Here is a 17,994-nt window from a genome sequence, read left to right as displayed (position 1 = left end):
GACGATGAATCCCCGCGACCTGATCCATTCCCTCGATGAGAAGGCCTGCCTCGCGCTCCTCTCAGACTGGGCGAGGCACAAGAGCTATTCCGAGACCGACGGCGAGCGGGCGCTCGTCCATCATGTCGTCGACCAGATGAAGGCGATGGGCATCGAGGCGGAGGCGCAGGCCTTCGATGAGGGCCGCCGCGCCAATGCCATCGGGCGCTGGAAGGGGACAGGCGGCGGCAAGAGCCTGATGTTCAACGGCCATCTCGACACCAACCCGGCAACCGAGGGCTGGACGGTCGATCCCTGGGGCGGGCTCGTCGACGACGAGTTCATCTACGGCATCGGCGTATCCAACATGAAGGCGGGCGACGCGGCCTCCTATTGCGCGGTGAAGACGCTGCTCGATGCCGGCGTGAAGCTGAAGGGCGACGTCGTCCTGACTTATGTCGTCGGCGAGCTTCAGGGCGGGGTCGGCACCGTCGCTGCGATCCGCAGCGGCATCCGCGCCGACTATTTCGTCAACAGCGAGCCGACCGACGTGCAGGCCGTGACCATGCACGCCTGCGCCTTCTCCTTCGTCATCGAACTCGTCGGCAACACGCGCCATCTCTCGAAGCGCGAGCAGGCGGTCGACGCGGTCATGGCGGCCTGCGACCTGATCCCGCGGCTGAACGGCATGACCTTCTCCGGCGCTCTGACCGCCGAGCATGAATCGATCAACCGCGTCCATGTCGGCGTCGTCCATGGCGCGCTCGGCAAGGAACTGCACGAGTGGCGCGCGCCGCAGGTCGCCGACTATTGCAAGCTCAAGGGTTCCGGCCGCTATGCGCCCGGCCAGACGCAAGAAGGCGCGCTCGCCGACATGCAGCGCGAGCTCGCCGCGCTGGAGGCCCGCTTCCCCGGCCTGAAGACCACGATCCGCATCGAGAAGAAGGAAGGCCACCAGTCGATGCCGGCCTTCGAGGTCGCCAGGGACGCGCGCATCGTCAAGACGGTCAATGCGGCCTATGAGGCGGTGCGCGGCGAAAAGCAGCCGACCGGCGCGATCAAGCCGCCGGGCTTCTTCGGCACCGATGCCGGCCATCTCTATGCCGAAGCCGGTATGGAAGGCATCGTCTGCGGGCCCGGCGGGCGCTACAACACCATGCCCGACGAGCGCGTCGAGATCCGCGACTTCCTCGACATGGTCCGCATCTACATGCTGACCATCCTGGATATCTGCGAGGTGGCGTGAGCCCGCTCTTCTCGCGCGAGGAATTTGCGGGGCGGGTGGCGCGTGCCCGCGCCGCGATGGCGGAAGTCGGCGCGGAGCTTCTGCTGGTCGACCATGCCGAATGCCTGGCATGGCTGACAGGCTTCACGGTCTCGGAGACAATGTATCGCGCGGCTTTCCTGCCGCTCGAGGGCGAGCCGTGGTTCGTCCTGCGGGAGCTCGACGCCGGGCCCTGCCGCGCCGCCTGTTGGTTTGCCGATATCGTCGGGTTTCCCGATACGGCTGAGCCCCACGCCGTGATGGCCGATGAAATCCGTCGACGGGGCCTCGGCAACGCGCGGATCGGCGCCGATCATCTCTCCTATGGCTTTACGGCCGCGACGCGCGACCGGTTCGCGGCGCTTCTGCCGCAGGCTCGCTTTGTCGACCTGCCGCAGGCGAGCGACCTGCTCCGGGCCGTGAAGTCGCCGGCCGAGATCAACCAGATCGGCCAGGCCGCCAGCATCGCCGACAAGGCGATGAGGTCAATCGCGGAAAGGGCGCGGCCCGGGCTTTCGCCAAGGGCAGCCTCAGCCGTCGCCGCTGCCTGCTTTCTCGAGAACGGCGCCGATACAGGCGAAACCGGCCCGATCCTGCCCGGCATTGGCGACCACGAATTCCTGCACGGCGTGATGACGGCGCAGCCGCTCGGCGAGAGCGACATCCTCCATGTCGAACTGATCCCGAAACTGCGCAATTACGGCGCCCGACTGATGCGTCCGGTGCTTATCGGCGGGGACGAGCGTGGACTTTCACTGCTCGCCGAGCGTCTGGTCGCGCTCCAGGACGAGCAGTTCGCAGCCATGCGTCCGGGCGCCCTGGCCTGCGAGATCGATGCCGTGCTGCGTGAAGCCGTGCTTCGTGAGGGTTTGCGTCCTGCCTACGATAACGTCACCGGCTACACGCTCGGCCTCTACGCCCGCACCCCGCGGCCCAGCGACTTCTCTCGCGTGTTCCTGCCGAACGCGCGCTGGAGACTCGAAGAGGGCATGGTCTTTCACATGTATGTGACGGCCGGCGGCCTGGGATTCAGCGAAACCATCGTAGTCGAAACCGATGGCTGCAGGAGAATGAGCTCGCTGCCCCGCAAGCTGCTCTCAAGCACCGTGCATTGAAGCTTCGTCCTTCATCGGTTTCGGTCTGGGTCCGGATTGCGATTTGGTAAGGTGCCCTTGGCTCCAATGTTGCGGCGAATGTCCGCTCAGCAACAGGCGCCGAATGTTGGAACTTGACGCAATACGGACGGGTGTGGCTGCAAAGTCGAACGCCTGCGAACGGAGAGGGCAAGGCGGCTCGTCCCCGCGCCGCGTGGGCGATCTCTGGCGTGGGCGAGGCGTGCGGTTCCGTAGGCTAGAGATCAAGGCTGGGCGTTCGGTCCGGCGCAGGCGCCGCTGAGGGGCGCGTGGTCGGCGCCACCCTCTGATCCCCCCCTCAGCCGGCCGAACCTGCGGTGACCGAGCGCCTCCAGCCCGGTGCACAACGCCCGCGCGGCAAGCCACGTCATCTCGCAAAATACATTTGTGTCATAAAACATTCATTTGTATGATCCACTGCAAAAGCACTGCCCTGCATCTGACGGCGGCAGGCCGCTTCCTACCGGGAGCGCCCTTTGGGAGGGGACCATGCAGCGGCTCGTGCAGATTTCCGACACCCATCTCAGCCCGGGCAAGCCGCATTTTGCCTGCAACTGGGAGCCGCTGAGAGCCTGGCTGGCGGGGCAGGGGCCGGACCTCGTCATTCATACCGGGGATGTCACGGTCGATGGCGCCGATGTCGACGAGGATATGCGCCATTGCCGCGAATTGCTGGACGGGCTCGGCTTGCCGGTGCTGAGCATTCCCGGCAATCATGATGTCGGCGAGGCCTGGCATCCGCATCAGCCGGTCAATGCAGAGCGTCTCGCGCGCTGGCGCAGCCATCTCGGCGCGGATTTCTGGAGCCGCGATATCGAGGGCTTCAGGCTGATCGGCCTGAATTCCATGCTGTTCGGCAGCGACGAGGCGGATGAGGAGCGCCAGCTCGCCTGGCTCGAGCGCGAGATCGCCGAGGCCGAGGGGCGCCGTCTCGGCTGGTTCCTGCACCGGCCGCTCTTCGTCGAGACGCCGGATGAAGGCGACAAGGGCTATTGGAGCGTGCCGCCGAGGCCCCGGGCCCATCTGCTCGATCTCGTGCGGAGGCATGACGTCGCCTTCGTCGCCAGCGGCCATCTGCACCGGGCCCATGATTTCATGATCGATGGCACGCGCTACATCTGGGGGCCGTCCTCGGGCTTCGTCGTCGGCCCCGAATTGCAGCCCGGCATGGCCGGTTCAAGCACGCTCGGCGCCGTCACTTATAGCTTCGACGGTCGGGATTTCACCGCCGCGATCCATGAGATTCCCGCGCTGACAACGCTCTGGATCGACGATGTGATCCACGAGGTCTACCCGCCGCGCGCCGCCTGACGACGCCGTCGGCCGCGCCTCGCGGCCGCGTTCGACACCGCCCCGCCATCCCTCACAGTTCAAGAGGCGAACGACATGGCCACAGTCGCACTGTCTTCCATCGCCAAGGCGTTTGGGCCGACACAGGTGCTCGGCGGGGTCGAACTCGACATTGCCGATGGCGAATTCCTGACGCTGGTCGGCCCCTCCGGCTGCGGAAAATCGACCCTGATCCGGATCATCGCCGGGCTGGAACAGCAGGATTCCGGCAGCGTCGCCATTGGCGGGGCCAGCGTGGATCATCTGCGCCCGCATGAGCGGCGCGTCGCGATGGTGTTCCAGTCCTATGCGCTCTATCCGCATATGAGCGTGCGGGCGAATATCGCGCTGCCGCTGATGATGGCGCGGCTGAAACTCTGGCAGCGCCTGCCGCTGCTCCGCCTGCTCTCGGGCCAGCGGCGCAAGGCCATGGCCGGCATCATGACGGATGTCGACGCGGTCGCGACCCAGCTCCAGCTCGGCCATCTGCTCGACCGCAAGCCGGCCCAGCTCTCGGGCGGCCAGCGCCAGCGCGTTGCGCTCGGGCGCGCCATGGTGCGCAGCCCCGATGTCTTCCTGATGGACGAGCCTCTGTCCAATCTCGACGCCAAGCTGCGCGTCCATATGCGCACCGAGCTGGCGGAGCTGCACAAGCGCCTGGGCGCGACCTTCATCTATGTCACGCATGACCAGGTCGAGGCGATGACGATGTCGGACCGCGTCGCGATGATGGATTCAGGCGAGATTCTGCAGCTCGGCACGCCTTCGCAGCTCTATGAGAAACCGGCCTCGCTCAAGGTCGCGCAGTTCATCGGCAGCCCGGCGATCAACCTCCTGCCCGCGACGGTCGGCACTGCAGGCCGCCTCGAATTGTTTGGCCGGCCAATGGCGCTTGCGGTGGCGCCGGCGGCGGGGCAGGCGGTCACCCTCGGCATCCGCGCGGAGGCGCTGACGCTTATCCATGGCGAGCCGGCCGGCGCAGGCCGCGCCTGGTTCTCGGCGCGGCTCAGGCGCAAGGAGAATCTCGGCTCCGAATATATCCTGCATTTCGATCTCGCCGGGCGCGATGCACCGGGCGTCACCATGCGCGCGAGCCCCGCGGTCGCCGCCGGCGTCAACGAGGCGGCCGAGGTCACGCTCGGCTTCGATGAAGCGGCGAGCCATATCTTCGATGCCGACGGCGACAGGCTCGAGCCGCGCGGGCAGGGCGGCGCCTCCGTCGTGCCGCTGAGGGCCTGAGCATGACGCTTGCCCTCTCATCGCCCGCCGCTTTCGCGCCAGTCGCCCGCCGGCGGGCCTTGATCGAGCGGCTGACCGGGCTCGGCTTCGCGCTGCCGGCCTTCATCCTGCTGCTGCTGACGATCCTGCTGCCGCTTGCGGTGCTGATGCTGCTCAGCCTGACGAATTACGAGTTCGGCGGCGTCGACATGGACTGGGTCGGCCTCGCCAATTTCCAGAAGGCGCTGGCCGATCCGATCATCCGGCGCTCTGTCGTCAACACCTTGCTCTATGTCGCGATCGTCGTGCCGGGCGGCGTCTTCGGCGCGCTGCTGATCGCGGTCATGGTGCATCGGCGCCGCCGCAGCCGGTCCTTCTACGAGGTGATCTATTTCCTGCCGGTGACCTCGACGCTGATCGCGATGGCGACCGTCTGGCAGTTCCTGCTCCACCCCTCGCTCGGCCCGGTCAATGGTCTCCTGAAATGGCTCGGCTTTGCGCCGGTCGCCTTCCTGAGCGAGCCATCGACGGCGCTGGCGACGCTGGCCGTGATCGGCATCTGGCAGCTGCTCGGCTTCAACATGATCCTGTTCCTCGCCGGGCTGACCGCGATCCCGCGCGATCTCTACGAGGCGGCCGATATCGATGGCTGCTCCAGCGGCATCGACCGCTTCCTTACCATCACCTGGCCGCTGCTCGGGCCGACAACGATGTTCGTGCTCGTCACCACGATGATCACCGCCTTCAAGATTTTTGACACGGTGGCGGTGATGACGCGCGGTGGCCCGGTCGGCTCCACCGAGGTGCTGCTCTACAACATCTATCTCGAAGGCTTTCAGTATTTCCACACCGGCTATGCCGCGGCGCTGACCTTCATCTTCCTCGCCTTCATCCTCGTCTTCTCGGCCGTGCAGACCTTCGCGCTGGACAAGAAGGTGCATTACTGATGGCCGCTCCTGCGCTTGCCCCCGCCGCCGTCACGCCCGTGCATTCGGTGCTGCGCCGTTTCCTTTCGCTCGCCCTGGTCCATGGCGTGCTGATCGCGGGCGCCATCTTCATGCTGGCGCCCTTCATCTGGATGCTGGTGACCTCGATCAAGCCGCCGGCCGAGATCTTCAGCGCCGAGATCTCGCTCTGGCCAAAGCAGTTCTACGGCCTGCAGAATTACGGTTTCGCGATGGAGAAGGCGCCGCTGCTCCGCTTCGCGCTGAACGGCGTCATCCTCTGCGCCGGCATCCTCGTCGTGCAACTGCTGGTGGCCATTCCCTGCGCCTATGCCCTGGCGAAGCTGAACTTTCCCGGCCGCAACGCGCTCTTCGTCCTGGTGCTGCTCGGGCTCTGCATCCCCGTGCAGGTGCCGGCCATGCCGCTCTATATCGCGCTCGCCCAGCTCGGCCTGCTCAACACCTATTTCTCGATGATGGTGCCGTTCTTCCTCTCGGTCTTCGCCATCTTCCTGTTCCGCCAGTTCTTCCGCAGCTTCCCGGACGACATCATCAACGCGGCAAGGCTCGACGGCATGAGCGAGTTCGAGATCGTCTGGCGCATCGTGACGCCAAGCGCCTGGCCGGCCATCGCCGCCTTCTCGGTCTTCTCGGCGGTGGCGCACTGGAACGACCTGTACTGGCCGCTGATCGTCATTTCCGATGCCAAGCTCGCCCCGCCGCCGCTCGGGATGATGTTCTTCGCCGATGCCGAGACCGGCTCGAATTACGGCGCGCTCACTGCCGCGGCGACGATCCTGACCGCGCCGCTCGTCCTCGCTTTCCTCATCGCCAGACGGAGGTTTATCGACGGCATCACGATGACCGGGGTGAAGTAGGCAGGCTCCGACAAGGACCGGCACTGCCAAGCTCCAACCGCAAGACGCTCAGGCCTGACGCATCGATTCAACCCGGCAGCTTCGCTGTCCATGTCACGGAGATCAAACATGAAACCCTTTGGCAAGGCGCTTGCTGCGGCAGCGCTCGCCCTCGTCGCATCCACGGCCGTCCGCGCCCAGGATGTCACGCTCGACGTGCTCTATGCCTTCCCGGCCTTCGCCAAGTTCCACGAGCCGATAGCCGCGGAATTCATGAAGGCGCACCCCAAGATCAAGATCAATTTCCGCGCCCCGGCGGCGAGCTATGACGAGGGGCATCAGGCGATGCTGCGTCAGTCCGTCACCAACCAGCTGCCGGATGTCTATTATTCCGGCTTCCATCTCTTGAGCGAACTGGTCGAGACGCTCGACAAGCGCAAGCAGGTCGTCGATCTCGGCCCGCTGCTGAAGGGGGAGCCGGAAGACTGGCGCAAGGCGAATTACTCCGACGCGCTGCTCGCGCTCGGCCAGGTCGGCGGCAAGCAGGCTGGCCTTGCTTTCAACGCCTCGACACCGCTGATGTATGTCAATGCCGAGCTGGTGAAGAAGGCGGGCGGCGACCCCGACAAACTGCCCGACACCTGGGCCGAGGTGGTTGCGCTCGCCAAAAAGATCCGTAGCGGCGACACCGCCGGTCTCGCCTACAATATCCATGACTGGCCCGACGACTGGCTCTGGCGCGGCGTGATCCTGCAGGGCGGCCATTCCATGCTGTCGCCCGACGGCAAGAAAGTCGCCTTCGGCGGCGAGGTGGGCGAGAAGACGCTGGGCCTGCTGCGCAGTCTCGTCACGGAAGGCGGCATGCCGGTGATCGACTGGGACCAGTCGCGCCAGCAGTTCATCGCCGGCAAGATCGGCATCTTCTTCGACACGCCGGCACGGCTGCGCCAGGTCACCGACCTGATCGGCGACCGCTTCACCCTGAAGACCGCGCTCTTCCCGGTCGATGACAAGGCCAAGGGCAAGCTGCCGACCGGCGGCAACGCCGCGCTGATCACGGCGAAGGATTCAGCCAAGCAGAAGGCGGCCTGGGAATTCATCAAGTTCGTGACCGGCCCCGAGGCCCAGAAGATCGTCGTCGAGACCGCCGGCTACATGCCGACCAACCTGCGCGCCGGCGGGGACGCGTATCTCGGTCCGTTCTACAAGGACAACGCCAATTTCCGGACGATCAACGGCCAGGTCCAGCGCGCTGCTCCCTGGGAAGGCTATCCCGGCGGCAACTCGGTCCGCATCTGGCGCCAACAGCGCGAGGTGATCTCCGGCGTGATGCGCGGCGACATCCAGCCCAAGGCCGGCATCGAGCGCATCGTCTCCGAGACCGAAGCGCTGATGAAGTGAACAGGCGCGCCTGACGCTTCGCTCCACGCCGCCCGGCGCCAGCCGGGCGGCAAATCCTTTCGATCATCCTTGCCTGGCCCTACGGAGCCCTCATGATCATCGCCCAGCTCAGCGACTTCCATGTGCGCCCGCATGGCCAGCCGGCCTATGGCATCGTCGACACCAATGCTGCGACGCGACGGGCGATCGACGCGGTGCTGGCGCTGGAGCCCCGGCCGGATTGCGTGCTCGTCACCGGCGATCTCTGCGATTGCGGGCTGCCGGAGGAATACGAGATCGTCCGCGCCGAGCTCGCGCGGCTGCCGATGCCGGTCTATGCCGTGCCCGGCAACCATGACCGGCGCGAGGTCTTCGCTTCCGTGCTCGGGGAGGGCGGTTCTTACCTGCCGAAGAGCGGCTTCCTGCACTACGTAATCGAGGACTTCCCGGTCCGGCTGATCGGGCTCGATACGGTCATTCCCGGCGAGGATGGCGGCGAGATCTGTGCCGAGCGCGAGGCCTGGCTCGCTGAGCGCCTTGCCGAGGGGCGCGGCCGCCCGACGCTGATCTTCATGCATCACCCGCCCTTCGCGGTCGGCGTCGACGGCATGGACATCATGCCCTGCCGGGTCTCGCCGGGTTTTGTCGCGCTGATCGCCCGTCATCCCGAGATCGAGCGGGTGCTTTGCGGCCATTACCATCGCCCGATCCAGCTTCGTTTCGCCGGCACGATCGGCTTTGTCGCGCCGGGCACCGCCCATCAGGTCGCGCTCGACCTGTGCCCGGGCACGGAGAACTGGTTCGTCATGGAGCCGCCCGCGCTCGCGATCCATGTCTGGAAACCGGAGACCGGCCTGGTCAGCCATCTCCAGCCGATCGGCGATTTCGGCCCGCGCCGGCCCTTCGTGCTCGACCCCGCCTATCCCGGCAAGCAGCAGGCGGTGGCAGCCCATGTCTGACCAGCGCCTGATTTCCCTTCTCGAACAGGCCGGCGCGCTGGCGCGCGAGGCCGCCGATCTCTTGGTCGCGATGCAGGGCGAGCAGCTTTCCGTGACGCGCAAGGAATTGCGCGATGTCGTCACCGCCGCCGATCTCGCCTCGGAGCGTCTCGTCATCGCGGGCCTGCGCCGGTTGACGCCGGAGGCGGCGATCCTCTCCGAGGAGGCCGGCTTCTCCGGCGCGTCCGACGCGCCCTGCTGGATCATCGACCCGCTCGACGGCACGGTGAACTATGCCGGCGGCCTGCCCTGGTTCTCGGTGACGCTCGCCTATCAGGAAGAGGGCCGCACCGTGCTCGGCCTGACCCATGCCCCGCTCGCCGGGCTGGTCGCGCGCTATGCCGAAGGTTCCGTCGCGAGCATCAATGGAGAGCCTGCCGCCGTCTCCCGGACCAAGAGCCTTGCCGACGCGGTCGTCTCGATCTGCCTGACCTCGCATTATTCGATTGAGGATACGGAGCGGACCTGCGCCGTCATCCGGCGGCTGTCGGGCCTCTGCCGCGGCGTGCGCGTCATCGTCTCCGGCGGGCTTGAAATGTCGCTGGTGGCGGCAGGCCGGCTCGATGCCTTCATCGGGCTGAAGGCCGACATCGTCTCGCACGCCGCCGCCATGCCGCTGGTGCGCGCGGCCGGCGGCAAGGTCACGACGGTCGGCGGACAGGATTCACGCGACGAGGACCTGGAGAAGGTCGTCTCGAACGGGTTGATCCATGAGGAGCTCCTGGAGGCGATCAGGGGCGCCTGAGCCCCACTCGCATGGACGCTTCCCAGGGATCGCTGTAACCATTCCGGCGGCTTGACCTCGCGAGGAGACGCAGCATGGACCGTTTCACGGGCGGCTGTCGGTGCGGCAATGTCCGGATCGTGGCCTCGGGCCGCCCCTACCGCGTCGGCCTCTGCCATTGTCTCGACTGCCGCAAATATCATGGCGCCCTGTTCCATGCGTCCGCGGTGTTTCCTGAGGATGCGGTGACGGTCGAGGGCGAAACCCGCGACTATCGCGGGCGCTTCTTCTGCCCCCGTTGCGGTTCGCCCCTGTTCGGACGCAGCGGCGATGAAATCGAAGTCAATCTGGGCTCGCTCGATGCCCCGGACCAGCTGATGCCGACCTATGAAAGCTGGATCATCCGGCGCGAATCCTGGTTGCCGCCCTTTCCGCTTGCGAGACGCTACGAGCGCGATCGCGACGCCCCGGGGCGTGAGGAATAGGGCGCAGGAACGGTGCACGCCAGCGACGTCAGGGCAGACCGGCCTTGCGGAAGCCATCAACGAAATGCGCGAGCGTCCGGGCGTCGCGGAAGGGCTCCGTCGCGGCCCAGTGCCTGGTCGTGAAATGCGGATTGCCGACGAGGAACAGCGCGGCCTCGGAGCCGGCCTCGTCGAGCCGGCCGAGCTGGGCCAGGCTTGCCGCCAGGAAGCGGCGTGAGCTCGTGCGATAGGTCTCGTCCTTGCGCAGCGTCTCGACGGCGGCTTCGTAGTCGCCCGCTGCATATTGCGCCTGGCCGAGCGTCAGATAGTACCAGCCCGCCGGATACGGGTTCAACCGGAACGCCTTGCCGATATGCGCGAGGCCGTCCTCGGTCCGCCCGGCGAGGACCGCGATGTCGGATAATGTCGCAAAGATATCGGCCTCGTTCGGGTCGAGTTCGATCGCCCGGGCGAATTCCGCATCCGCCTCGGCGAAGCTGCGGTCATAGGCCAGCAGATAGGCCAGGACCCAGCGGCAGCCGGCATCATTGGGGTCGATCGCCACCGCCTTGCGCGCCAGGGCCAGGCCGGTGCTGCGGGCGGGTTCCATCGGCTCGCCCCAATGCACCCAGCCCATCCAGTGGTTCATGGCCAGCCAGCGATAGGCCTCGGCGTAGTCCGGATCGAGCGAAACCGCGCGCGTCAGCATCAGATGCGCTTCCCGCGCCGTCTGCGGGGATTCATCGATCAGCTTGCGCGCCCGCACGCAGAGGTCATAGGCCTCGAGGTTTTTGGGCCGGTTGCGCGGCGGCGGGGCGCTGAGCCGGCCGAGCAGGGCCTCGACGATCTTGCCGGTGACCTCGTCCTGGACGGCAAAGATATCCTCCAGGCTGCGATCGAAGCGCTCCGCCCAGAGATGTTCGCTGCTCACCGCGTCGACCAGCTGTGCGTTGATGCGCACGCGGCCCGCGGCGCGTCTGGCGCTGCCCTCCAGCAGGTAGCGCACGCCAAGATCGCTTGCGATCGCGCGCACATCCATCGCCTTGCCCTTATAGGCAAAGGCCGAGTTGCGGGCGATGACGAACAGGCCGGCATTGCGGGACAGGTCGGTGATCAGGTCTTCGGTCAAGCCATCGGCGAAGGATTCCTGCTCGGGATCGGTGCTGAGATTGACGAAGGGCAGAACGGCGATCGAGGGTTTCCCGGGCAGCGCCAAAGGGGCGCGCCTCGCGCCGTCAAGCTGTTCGATCGCCCCCGTGAAGCGGTAACCGACGCGCGGAACGGTCACGATCCATTCGCCGCTATCGGCGCCCGGGCCCAGCAGCTTCCGCAACTGCGCGATCTGGACGGTGAGATTGCCTTCCTCGACGGCCGTACCCGGCCAGGCCGCATCCATCAGCGCGGCCTTCTCCAGGATTTCGCCGGGCCGCTCGACGAGCGCCGCAAGCAGTTTCAGCCCGCGCTGGCCAAGGGCAACGGGGACATCGTTGCGAAGCAGCGTTCCCGCACCTGAATCAAGCACGAACGGACCAAAGGCAAAGCGCGATCCCTGCATGCGGCGCATTTATAGCCCGTTTGGAAGTTTTTGGAACTATTTGGGCTGGCTTAAGTACGACGCTGCTCGTCTCCCGCAGTCTTCAACCTCATTCAGGCCGAGGGCTCCCGACCCCTCAAACCGGATGGAGGTTGTCATGGACGGATCTTGTACCCTTGCCTCAGTCCCGCACCGGGCCGCGCCGCCGGGCATGTCGCGTTTGCAGTCCAGTCTGGCGAGCCTGCGCAGCATTCTCACGACCTGGCGCTGGCGGCTGCGCTTCCGCTGGCAGCTCGCGCGGAACCTGCAGGAGAATCCGCGTCTGATCAGGGATATCGGCCTGACGACATGGCAGGTCGAGGCCGAGATCGCCAAGCCCTTCTGGCGGCGATGAGCGCCTCGCGCGCTCACGCGTCAGCCACGATGCAGCGCCAGCACCGCCGCGGCGGCGTCTTCATCGGTGATCACCACGGACGCCAGCCTGGCGCGGAGTGCGGCTGCGATCACCGCGGCCTTGTTCGTGCCGCCGGATGCCAGGATCACGGTCGGGATGCGGCGCAGGCCGTCCAGGGGCAGGGCGATGGCGCGGCGGTTGATCGGGTGGTCGATCGCGTTGCCCTCAGCGTCGATGAACTGCCCGAGCATGTCGCCGACCGCACCATGCTCCGCCAATTCCCTGGGGCCGACATCGCCGGGTAGCCCGTAGCGCACCAAAAGCGAGCGCTCGCTCAGATCACCGGCGCTGAGGATCGCGACATCGGTCGCGCGGATGCGGGCGAAGGCGGCCTCGAACACGTCCTGCGCCAGGATGGTGTCGCGCGATTGCGGCGTGCCGGCATAGATCGGTGCCGCCAGATAATGGCACTCCGCCTGCCAGAGCCTGGCGAAATGGCTGGCGATCTCGAACGTGTTGATTTCGATGCCATAGGTCAGCCCGCCCATCATCGAGGTCACGGTCAGGTCGCGATACTGGCCGGCCCGCACATGCCGGATCGTCTCGCGCAGCGTCCCGCCCCAGCCGACGCCGAAGACGCCCGAGGGATGCTCGTCGATGATCTGCGAGACCAGCTCGCCGGCCGCCTTGCCGATCTGCGCGGAGATCTGTGCCGGGTCGCTCGGCGTCGGCACGACGATCGCGTCCTTGAGGCCGAACGCCTCGACCAGCGCCTGTTCCAGCCTGACGCAGCTCTCCAGCCGCGAATTGATCGTGATATTCACGAGCCCGCTGCTGCGCGCCTCGTTCAGCAGGCGGTTGACCCGCAGCCGCGTCATTTTCAGCCGGTCGGCGATATCCGCCTGGGTCAGGCCTTCCATGTAATAGAGCCAGGCGGCCCTGACCTGGGTTTGCGGATCCTCCGGCATCGCGTCATCCCAAGGGCGAGAGCGGCGTCGAGACCGCCAGCCCTTCGCGGCGGAATCGGTCGAGATTGCGTTCCTGCACCGGGCTTACATCGCTTTCGTTTGCTGCGACAACGCACAGCGATGCGGCCTGCCGCTGCGGATTTGCCTTGACCTTCACTAATGTAAATACACAAATACATTTGTAGAAGACCCAGCGAAGCCGGAGTGCGTTGCAGAATGTCCCACGCCATCTTTCTTCACGCCGCGGGTGACGCGCGCTTCGCGCCGTTCAACCTGCGCGAGGGGGCTGCCAGTGAAACCCTGCTGGATGTCGCGGCCGTCGGCCTCTGTGGCAGCGATCTGCACTATTACAAGGATGGCGGCATCGGTTCGGCCGTGATTGCCACCCCTTTCGTGCCGGGCCACGAGTTCAGCGGCTGGCTGACCGAGGACCTGCCGGAGCTTGGCCTGGCGCGGGGCGCACTGGTCGCGGTCGATCCGAATCAGGCCTGCGGCCAGTGCCAGCATTGCCGTGACGGCCACCCCAATCTCTGCCCCGAGGTCGTGTTCATCGGTGCGCCCCCGCATGATGGCGCGATGACCGAGCGGATCTGGGTGCCGAAATCGCAGATCGTTCCCGTGCCGGAACGCTTCACGCCGAGCGATGCCGTGATGCTGGAGCCGCTCGGCGTCGCGATCCACGCGGTCGACCTCGCCAAGCCCCGCCTGCTCGAACGCGTCGCGCTGATTGGTTGCGGCCCGATCGGGCTCCTGATCCTGCAGGTGCTCCGGGCCGTCGGCGTCGGCGAGATTCTGGCCTGCGATCCGCAGCAGCATCGGCGCGCGCTGGCGCTCAAGCTCGGCGCGAGCAAGGCCGGCGCCAGCGTGGCCGAGATCGCGGACTGGACGAAGGGCGAGGGCATGCCGCTGGTGGTCGAGGCCACCAATGCACCGGAAGGCTTTCGCGATGCCATTCGCGCCGCGCGCATCGGCGGGCGGGTCGTGCTCGTCGGTATTCCCGATGGCGACAGCTATGTCGTTCCCGCCGCCGAAGCCCGCCGGCGCGGCCTCACCATCAAGTTCTCGCGGCGCATGGGCCATGTCTATCCCCGGGCGATCGAACTCGTCGCGCAGGGCAAGGTCGATGTCGATGCGGTCGTCAGCCACCGCTTCTCGCTTGCCGACGGGCCCGACGCCTTTCGTCGCCACGCCGCCAACGAGCCCGGCATGGTGAAGAGCCTGATCTACCCGCGAGGGCCCGCTGATGACGCGCGCTAAGGCATCGGCCCGAAAAGTGGATTGCGGTTTTCGGAAGAGCCGATGCAAGCACATAAGAGCATCGGCCCGAAAAGTGGATCGCGGTTTTCGGGAAAGCCGATGCAAACACATAAGCTTAGATCATCAGACCGGACACGATATCCGGTCCGATGACCGAAGCGCTCGTGGAAACATGACGGGCGTCCGACACTGGCGAGGTGGCGCCTGACGTGAGCTTCATCGGCATCGATCTCGGCACCTCGTCGCTCAAGGCCATCCTGGTCGACGGGCAACAACGCGTCGTCGCCGATACGGCGCGCGCGCTCACCGTGCATCGTCCGCAGCCGCTCTGGTCGGAGCAGGAGCCGGGCGATTGGGTCGCCGCCGCCTTGGGCGCCTTGCACGACCTGAGGGACGCTGCGCCCTCCGCCTTTCGTCTCTGCAGGGGCATTGGCCTGTCAGGGCAGATGCATGGCGCCGTACTCCTGGACGAGGCCGACCGGCCGCTGCGTCCCTGCATCCTCTGGAATGATGGCCGCGCCAGCGCGGAATGCGCCGCGCTCGAGGCGGCCGAGCCGGCCTCGCGCGCCATCACCGGCAACATCGCGATGCCGGGCTTCACCGCGCCAAAGCTGCTCTGGGTCCGCCGGCATGAGCCCGCTCTCTTCCGGCGCATCCGAAAAGTCCTGCTGCCGAAGGCCTATCTGCACCTTGTGCTGACGGGGGAAGCGATCGAGGAGATGTCGGACGCATCAGGCACGCTCTGGCTCGATGTCGGTTCCCGCGACTGGTCGCAGAGGATGCTTGCTGCGACCGGGCTCGATCGCAGCCAGATGCCAGCCCTCGTCGAGGGCTCGCAGCCCGCCGGACGGATGCGCGCGGATCTCGCCCGCGAACTCGGCTTTGATTCACCGCCGCTCTTTGCCGGAGGGGCAGGCGATAATGCGGCCGGCGCGGTTGGCTTGGGCGCCGTCGCCGCCGGGGCGAGTTTCCTGTCGCTCGGCACATCCGGTGTGCTCTGGCGTACCACCGCCGGTTTCGAGCCGCGGGCTGACAGGGCCGTTCATGCCTTCTGCCATGCCTTGCCCGGCCTCTGGCACCAGATGTCGGTCCATCTCTCCGCCGCCGCGAGCCTGAACTGGTGGGCGAACGTGACGGGGCATACAGAGGCCGAGTTGCTGGCGGCGCTCGGCGAGACCGTCACGGCGCCATCGCCGGTGTTGTTCACGCCCTATCTCTCCGGCGAGCGCACGCCCCATAACGACCCGCAGATGCGCGGCGGCTTCGCCCGTCTCGGTCACGAAACCGGCCGCAATGCCATGACGCAGGCGGTGCTGGAGGGCGTCGCCTTCGCATTCAGGGACGGCAAGGCGGCGCTGGAAAGCGCGGGCGGGCCGATCATGGAAGCCGTGGTCATTGGCGGCGGCGCGCGTTCGGGCCTGTGGCTCTCCATCCTCGCCAGCGTCCTGGACATGAGATTGCATCGCTATCCTCAGACCGAGACCGGCGCCGCCTTCGGGGCGGCGCGGCTCGCCCGCTTGGCCTGCACCGGCGAGAACTCCGGCGAAATCTGTACCCAACCCCTGGGCAGCCCCGAGATTTTCAATCCGCAGCGGGATCTCGTTGCGGCCTATCGGGAGCGCTACGACGATTGGCAGAGCGCCGCTGAATTCAGTCGCGCGCTGCAGTAGGCGCGGTTGCAGGATTTGACAGGAATGCGAGCGGATGCTCTTGATCGGAGCATCCGTTCAAGATTGTTGCTGTCTCATGGCTCCGCTTCCACGCTTCGACCTCATCATCCTCGACTGCGACGGCGTGCTCGTCGACAGCGAGACGATCAGCTGCCGCACCCTGGTCGATATTCTCTCGCCACTGGACCCGGATTATGATCTGGAAGCGGTGATGCGGCGCTATCTCGGGCGCCCCGCCAGCGCAGTCGTCGAGGATTATGAGCGCATGACCGGCCGGCCGGCTCCGGAGAGTTTCAGGCAGGACTGGCGGGCGCGGCTCTTCTCCGCCTTCAGCGCGGCGCTGCAACCCGTTGCCGGCGTGCGCGAGGCGGTCGAGGCCTTCGATGTCGACTATTGCGTCGCGTCCTCCAGCGACGAGGAGCGCATCGAGCATTGCCTGCGCAAGGTGGAGCTCTGGAATCTGTTCGAGGGGCGGATCTTCAGCACGACGCGCGTCCAGCGCGGCAAGCCCGCGCCCGACCTCTTCCTGCTTGCGGCGCGCGAGCGCGGCGTAGCGCCCGAGCGTTGCCTCGTCATCGAGGACAGCGTCAGCGGCGTGCTTGCCGCCAAGGCGGCGGGAATGACCGCCTATGGCCTGACCGCAGGCAGTCATTTTGCGGTGCTGGACCAGCGGCGCGCGCTGGTCGAGGCCGGCGCCGACAGGTTGCTCGGCGCCTGGCGCGAGCTCGCGCTGCCTGCAACGGCGGGCTGAGGCGTCATGGCCGATAATGACAGCGCGCGCCTCGACGATGCCGCCCGCGCCGGCTGGCTCTACTACATTGCCGGCCGCACCCAGGACGACATCGCCGGGATCCTGAACATTTCGCGCCCCGCCGCGCAGCGGCTGGTTTCGCTCAGCCGCAGCGAGGGGCTGATCAGCTTCCAGATGAACCATCCGATCGGCGCCTGCATGGAGCTTGCGGCACGGCTGCGCGATCGTTTCGAGCTGCAGCACTGCGAGATCGCGCCCTCCGACGGCTCGGCCGAGACGGCTGCGGCCGGCGTCGCCTCGCTCGGCGGGGTGCTGATCGAGCGCTGGCTGCGCTCGCGCAAATCGCTGGTCATGGCGCTCGGTACCGGGCGTTCGATGCGCGCCAGCATCGAGCGGGTGTCGCCGATGTCCTGCCCGCTGCACCGGCTCGTCTCGCTGGTCGGCACGATCTCGCCGGATGGCTCCGCCAGCCCGTTCGACACGCTGGTCAAGCTCGCCGAGATCACCAAGGCCCAGCATTTCCCGATGCCGCTGCCGCTCTATGTCTCGAGCCCCGAGGAGCGGGCGCAGCTGATCGAGATCGAGGCGATCCGGCGTATCCGCGCGATCGCCGGCGAGGCCGATCTCTGGCTAATGGGCATCAGCCAGATCGGCGAGGACGCCGTGCTCTATCGGGACGGTTTCATGACGCGCAGCGAATTGCTCGAAATGGTGCGCCACGGCGCGGTCGGCGAGGTTACCGGCTGGGTCTTCGACGGTGAGGGCAGGCTGCTCGACCGCGGTACCAATCTGCGGGTCACCTCCGTGCCGCCGGAGCCCGGCAGCGACCGGCTGCGGATCTGCATCGGACAGGGTACCGCCAAGGTCGCTCCTCTGCGTGCCGCGCTCAGCGGTCGTCTCATCAATGGCCTCGTCACGGACGAGGATACGGCGCGCGCCCTGCTGGCGCTCTGAGGCCGGCCAGCAGCTCCCTGCGTCCATCGCGTCACTCCCGCTTCGTCCTGATGTCCGGCCCGTGCCCCCCGATTGCCGGCGGCCGTCATCGCTTTGTCATCGATGGTTGACATAGAAGCGGAGTGTGCGAGCATATGCTTCAATCAAGAGCAGATGCTCATATAAACCGACGAGGG

General features: G+C 66.7%; 17 protein-coding genes. 15 read left to right on the top strand and 2 right to left on the bottom strand.

The window, feature by feature from the left end:
• Nucleotides 1–4: 4 nt before the first annotated feature.
• The 10 genes from AC1DGP_RS02345 (at nt 5) to AC1DGP_RS02300 (ending at nt 10,311) form a co-directional block, all read left to right on the top strand.
• Nucleotides 5–1,225 (top strand): M20 family metallopeptidase, encoded by a 1,221-nt coding sequence (locus AC1DGP_RS02345; protein WP_441488396.1) that lies wholly within the window; start codon nt 5–7, stop codon nt 1,223–1,225.
• Nucleotides 1,222–2,358 carry a M24 family metallopeptidase gene (locus AC1DGP_RS02340; RefSeq protein ID WP_441507939.1) on the top strand — a complete coding sequence of 379 codons (1,137 nt, stop codon included), beginning with the start codon at nt 1,222–1,224 and terminating at the stop codon, nt 2,356–2,358. The genes AC1DGP_RS02345 and AC1DGP_RS02340 overlap by 4 nt, the downstream gene beginning before the upstream one ends.
• Before the next feature lie 507 nt (nt 2,359–2,865).
• Nucleotides 2,866–3,687 carry a metallophosphoesterase family protein gene (locus tag AC1DGP_RS02335; protein ID WP_441488394.1) on the top strand — a complete coding sequence of 274 codons (822 nt, stop codon included), beginning with the start codon at nt 2,866–2,868 and terminating at the stop codon, nt 3,685–3,687.
• A gap of 75 nt (nt 3,688–3,762) precedes the next feature.
• Complete coding sequence (locus tag AC1DGP_RS02330; RefSeq protein ID WP_441507938.1) at nt 3,763–4,944, top strand: ABC transporter ATP-binding protein; 1,182 nt, start codon at nt 3,763–3,765, stop codon at nt 4,942–4,944.
• 2 nt (nt 4,945–4,946) lie between these two features.
• Entirely contained in the window at nt 4,947–5,870 is a 924-nt protein-coding gene (locus AC1DGP_RS02325) for a carbohydrate ABC transporter permease (protein ID WP_441507937.1), read from the top strand.
• A 110-nt stretch (nt 5,871–5,980) separates the two neighbouring features.
• Nucleotides 5,981–6,745 carry a carbohydrate ABC transporter permease gene (locus AC1DGP_RS02320; protein WP_441488829.1) on the top strand — a complete coding sequence of 255 codons (765 nt, stop codon included), beginning with the start codon at nt 5,981–5,983 and terminating at the stop codon, nt 6,743–6,745.
• A gap of 108 nt (nt 6,746–6,853) precedes the next feature.
• On the top strand, nt 6,854–8,125 hold the full coding sequence (locus tag AC1DGP_RS02315) for an ABC transporter substrate-binding protein (protein WP_441488391.1): 1,272 nt from the start codon (nt 6,854–6,856) through the stop codon (nt 8,123–8,125).
• Between the two features lie 92 nt (nt 8,126–8,217).
• A complete protein-coding gene (locus tag AC1DGP_RS02310) occupies nt 8,218–9,063 on the top strand; it encodes a phosphodiesterase (protein WP_441488390.1) in 846 nt (281 codons plus the stop codon).
• Nucleotides 9,056–9,847, top strand: coding sequence for an inositol monophosphatase family protein (locus AC1DGP_RS02305; RefSeq protein ID WP_441488389.1), 792 nt, complete (start codon nt 9,056–9,058; stop codon nt 9,845–9,847). Before AC1DGP_RS02310 ends, AC1DGP_RS02305 begins: the two co-directional genes overlap by 8 nt.
• A gap of 74 nt (nt 9,848–9,921) precedes the next feature.
• A complete protein-coding gene (locus tag AC1DGP_RS02300; protein ID WP_441488388.1) occupies nt 9,922–10,311 on the top strand; it encodes a GFA family protein in 390 nt (129 codons plus the stop codon).
• Nucleotides 10,312–10,339: 28 nt separating this feature from the next.
• Here the strand turns inward: AC1DGP_RS02300 and AC1DGP_RS02295 are convergent, their stop codons facing one another.
• Complete coding sequence (locus AC1DGP_RS02295) at nt 10,340–11,854, bottom strand: winged helix-turn-helix domain-containing tetratricopeptide repeat protein (RefSeq protein WP_441507935.1); 1,515 nt, start codon at nt 11,852–11,854, stop codon at nt 10,340–10,342.
• A gap of 127 nt (nt 11,855–11,981) precedes the next feature.
• Here AC1DGP_RS02295 and AC1DGP_RS02290 point away from each other — a divergent pair, with 127 nt between their 5' ends.
• Complete coding sequence (locus AC1DGP_RS02290) at nt 11,982–12,218, top strand: DUF1127 domain-containing protein (RefSeq protein ID WP_441488386.1); 237 nt, start codon at nt 11,982–11,984, stop codon at nt 12,216–12,218.
• Between the two features lie 20 nt (nt 12,219–12,238).
• On the opposite strand, the gene AC1DGP_RS02285 is transcribed toward AC1DGP_RS02290, so the two are convergent.
• The gene (locus AC1DGP_RS02285; RefSeq protein ID WP_441488385.1) at nt 12,239–13,186 is read right to left on the bottom strand and encodes a sugar-binding transcriptional regulator; all 948 of its coding nucleotides are present in this window, start codon (nt 13,184–13,186) and stop codon (nt 12,239–12,241) included.
• 216 nt (nt 13,187–13,402) lie between these two features.
• On the opposite strand from AC1DGP_RS02285, the gene AC1DGP_RS02280 reads away from it, so the two are divergent.
• The 4 genes from AC1DGP_RS02280 (at nt 13,403) to AC1DGP_RS02265 (ending at nt 17,818) form a co-directional block, all read left to right on the top strand.
• Nucleotides 13,403–14,443: a zinc-dependent alcohol dehydrogenase gene (locus AC1DGP_RS02280; protein WP_441488384.1), complete on the top strand. Its 1,041-nt coding sequence runs from the start codon at nt 13,403–13,405 to the stop codon at nt 14,441–14,443.
• A 209-nt stretch (nt 14,444–14,652) separates the two neighbouring features.
• Nucleotides 14,653–16,113 (top strand): xylulokinase, encoded by a 1,461-nt coding sequence (gene xylB, locus AC1DGP_RS02275; RefSeq protein ID WP_441507934.1) that lies wholly within the window; start codon nt 14,653–14,655, stop codon nt 16,111–16,113.
• A 76-nt stretch (nt 16,114–16,189) separates the two neighbouring features.
• The gene (locus tag AC1DGP_RS02270) at nt 16,190–16,864 is read left to right on the top strand and encodes an HAD family hydrolase (RefSeq protein WP_441507933.1); all 675 of its coding nucleotides are present in this window, start codon (nt 16,190–16,192) and stop codon (nt 16,862–16,864) included.
• A gap of 6 nt (nt 16,865–16,870) precedes the next feature.
• The gene (locus AC1DGP_RS02265; RefSeq protein ID WP_441507932.1) at nt 16,871–17,818 is read left to right on the top strand and encodes a sugar-binding transcriptional regulator; all 948 of its coding nucleotides are present in this window, start codon (nt 16,871–16,873) and stop codon (nt 17,816–17,818) included.
• Nucleotides 17,819–17,994 lie beyond the last annotated feature (176 nt).

Source organism: Allobosea sp. 05T433 (assembly GCF_056396065.1).
This window is presented reverse-complemented; position numbering and strand designations above follow the sequence as displayed.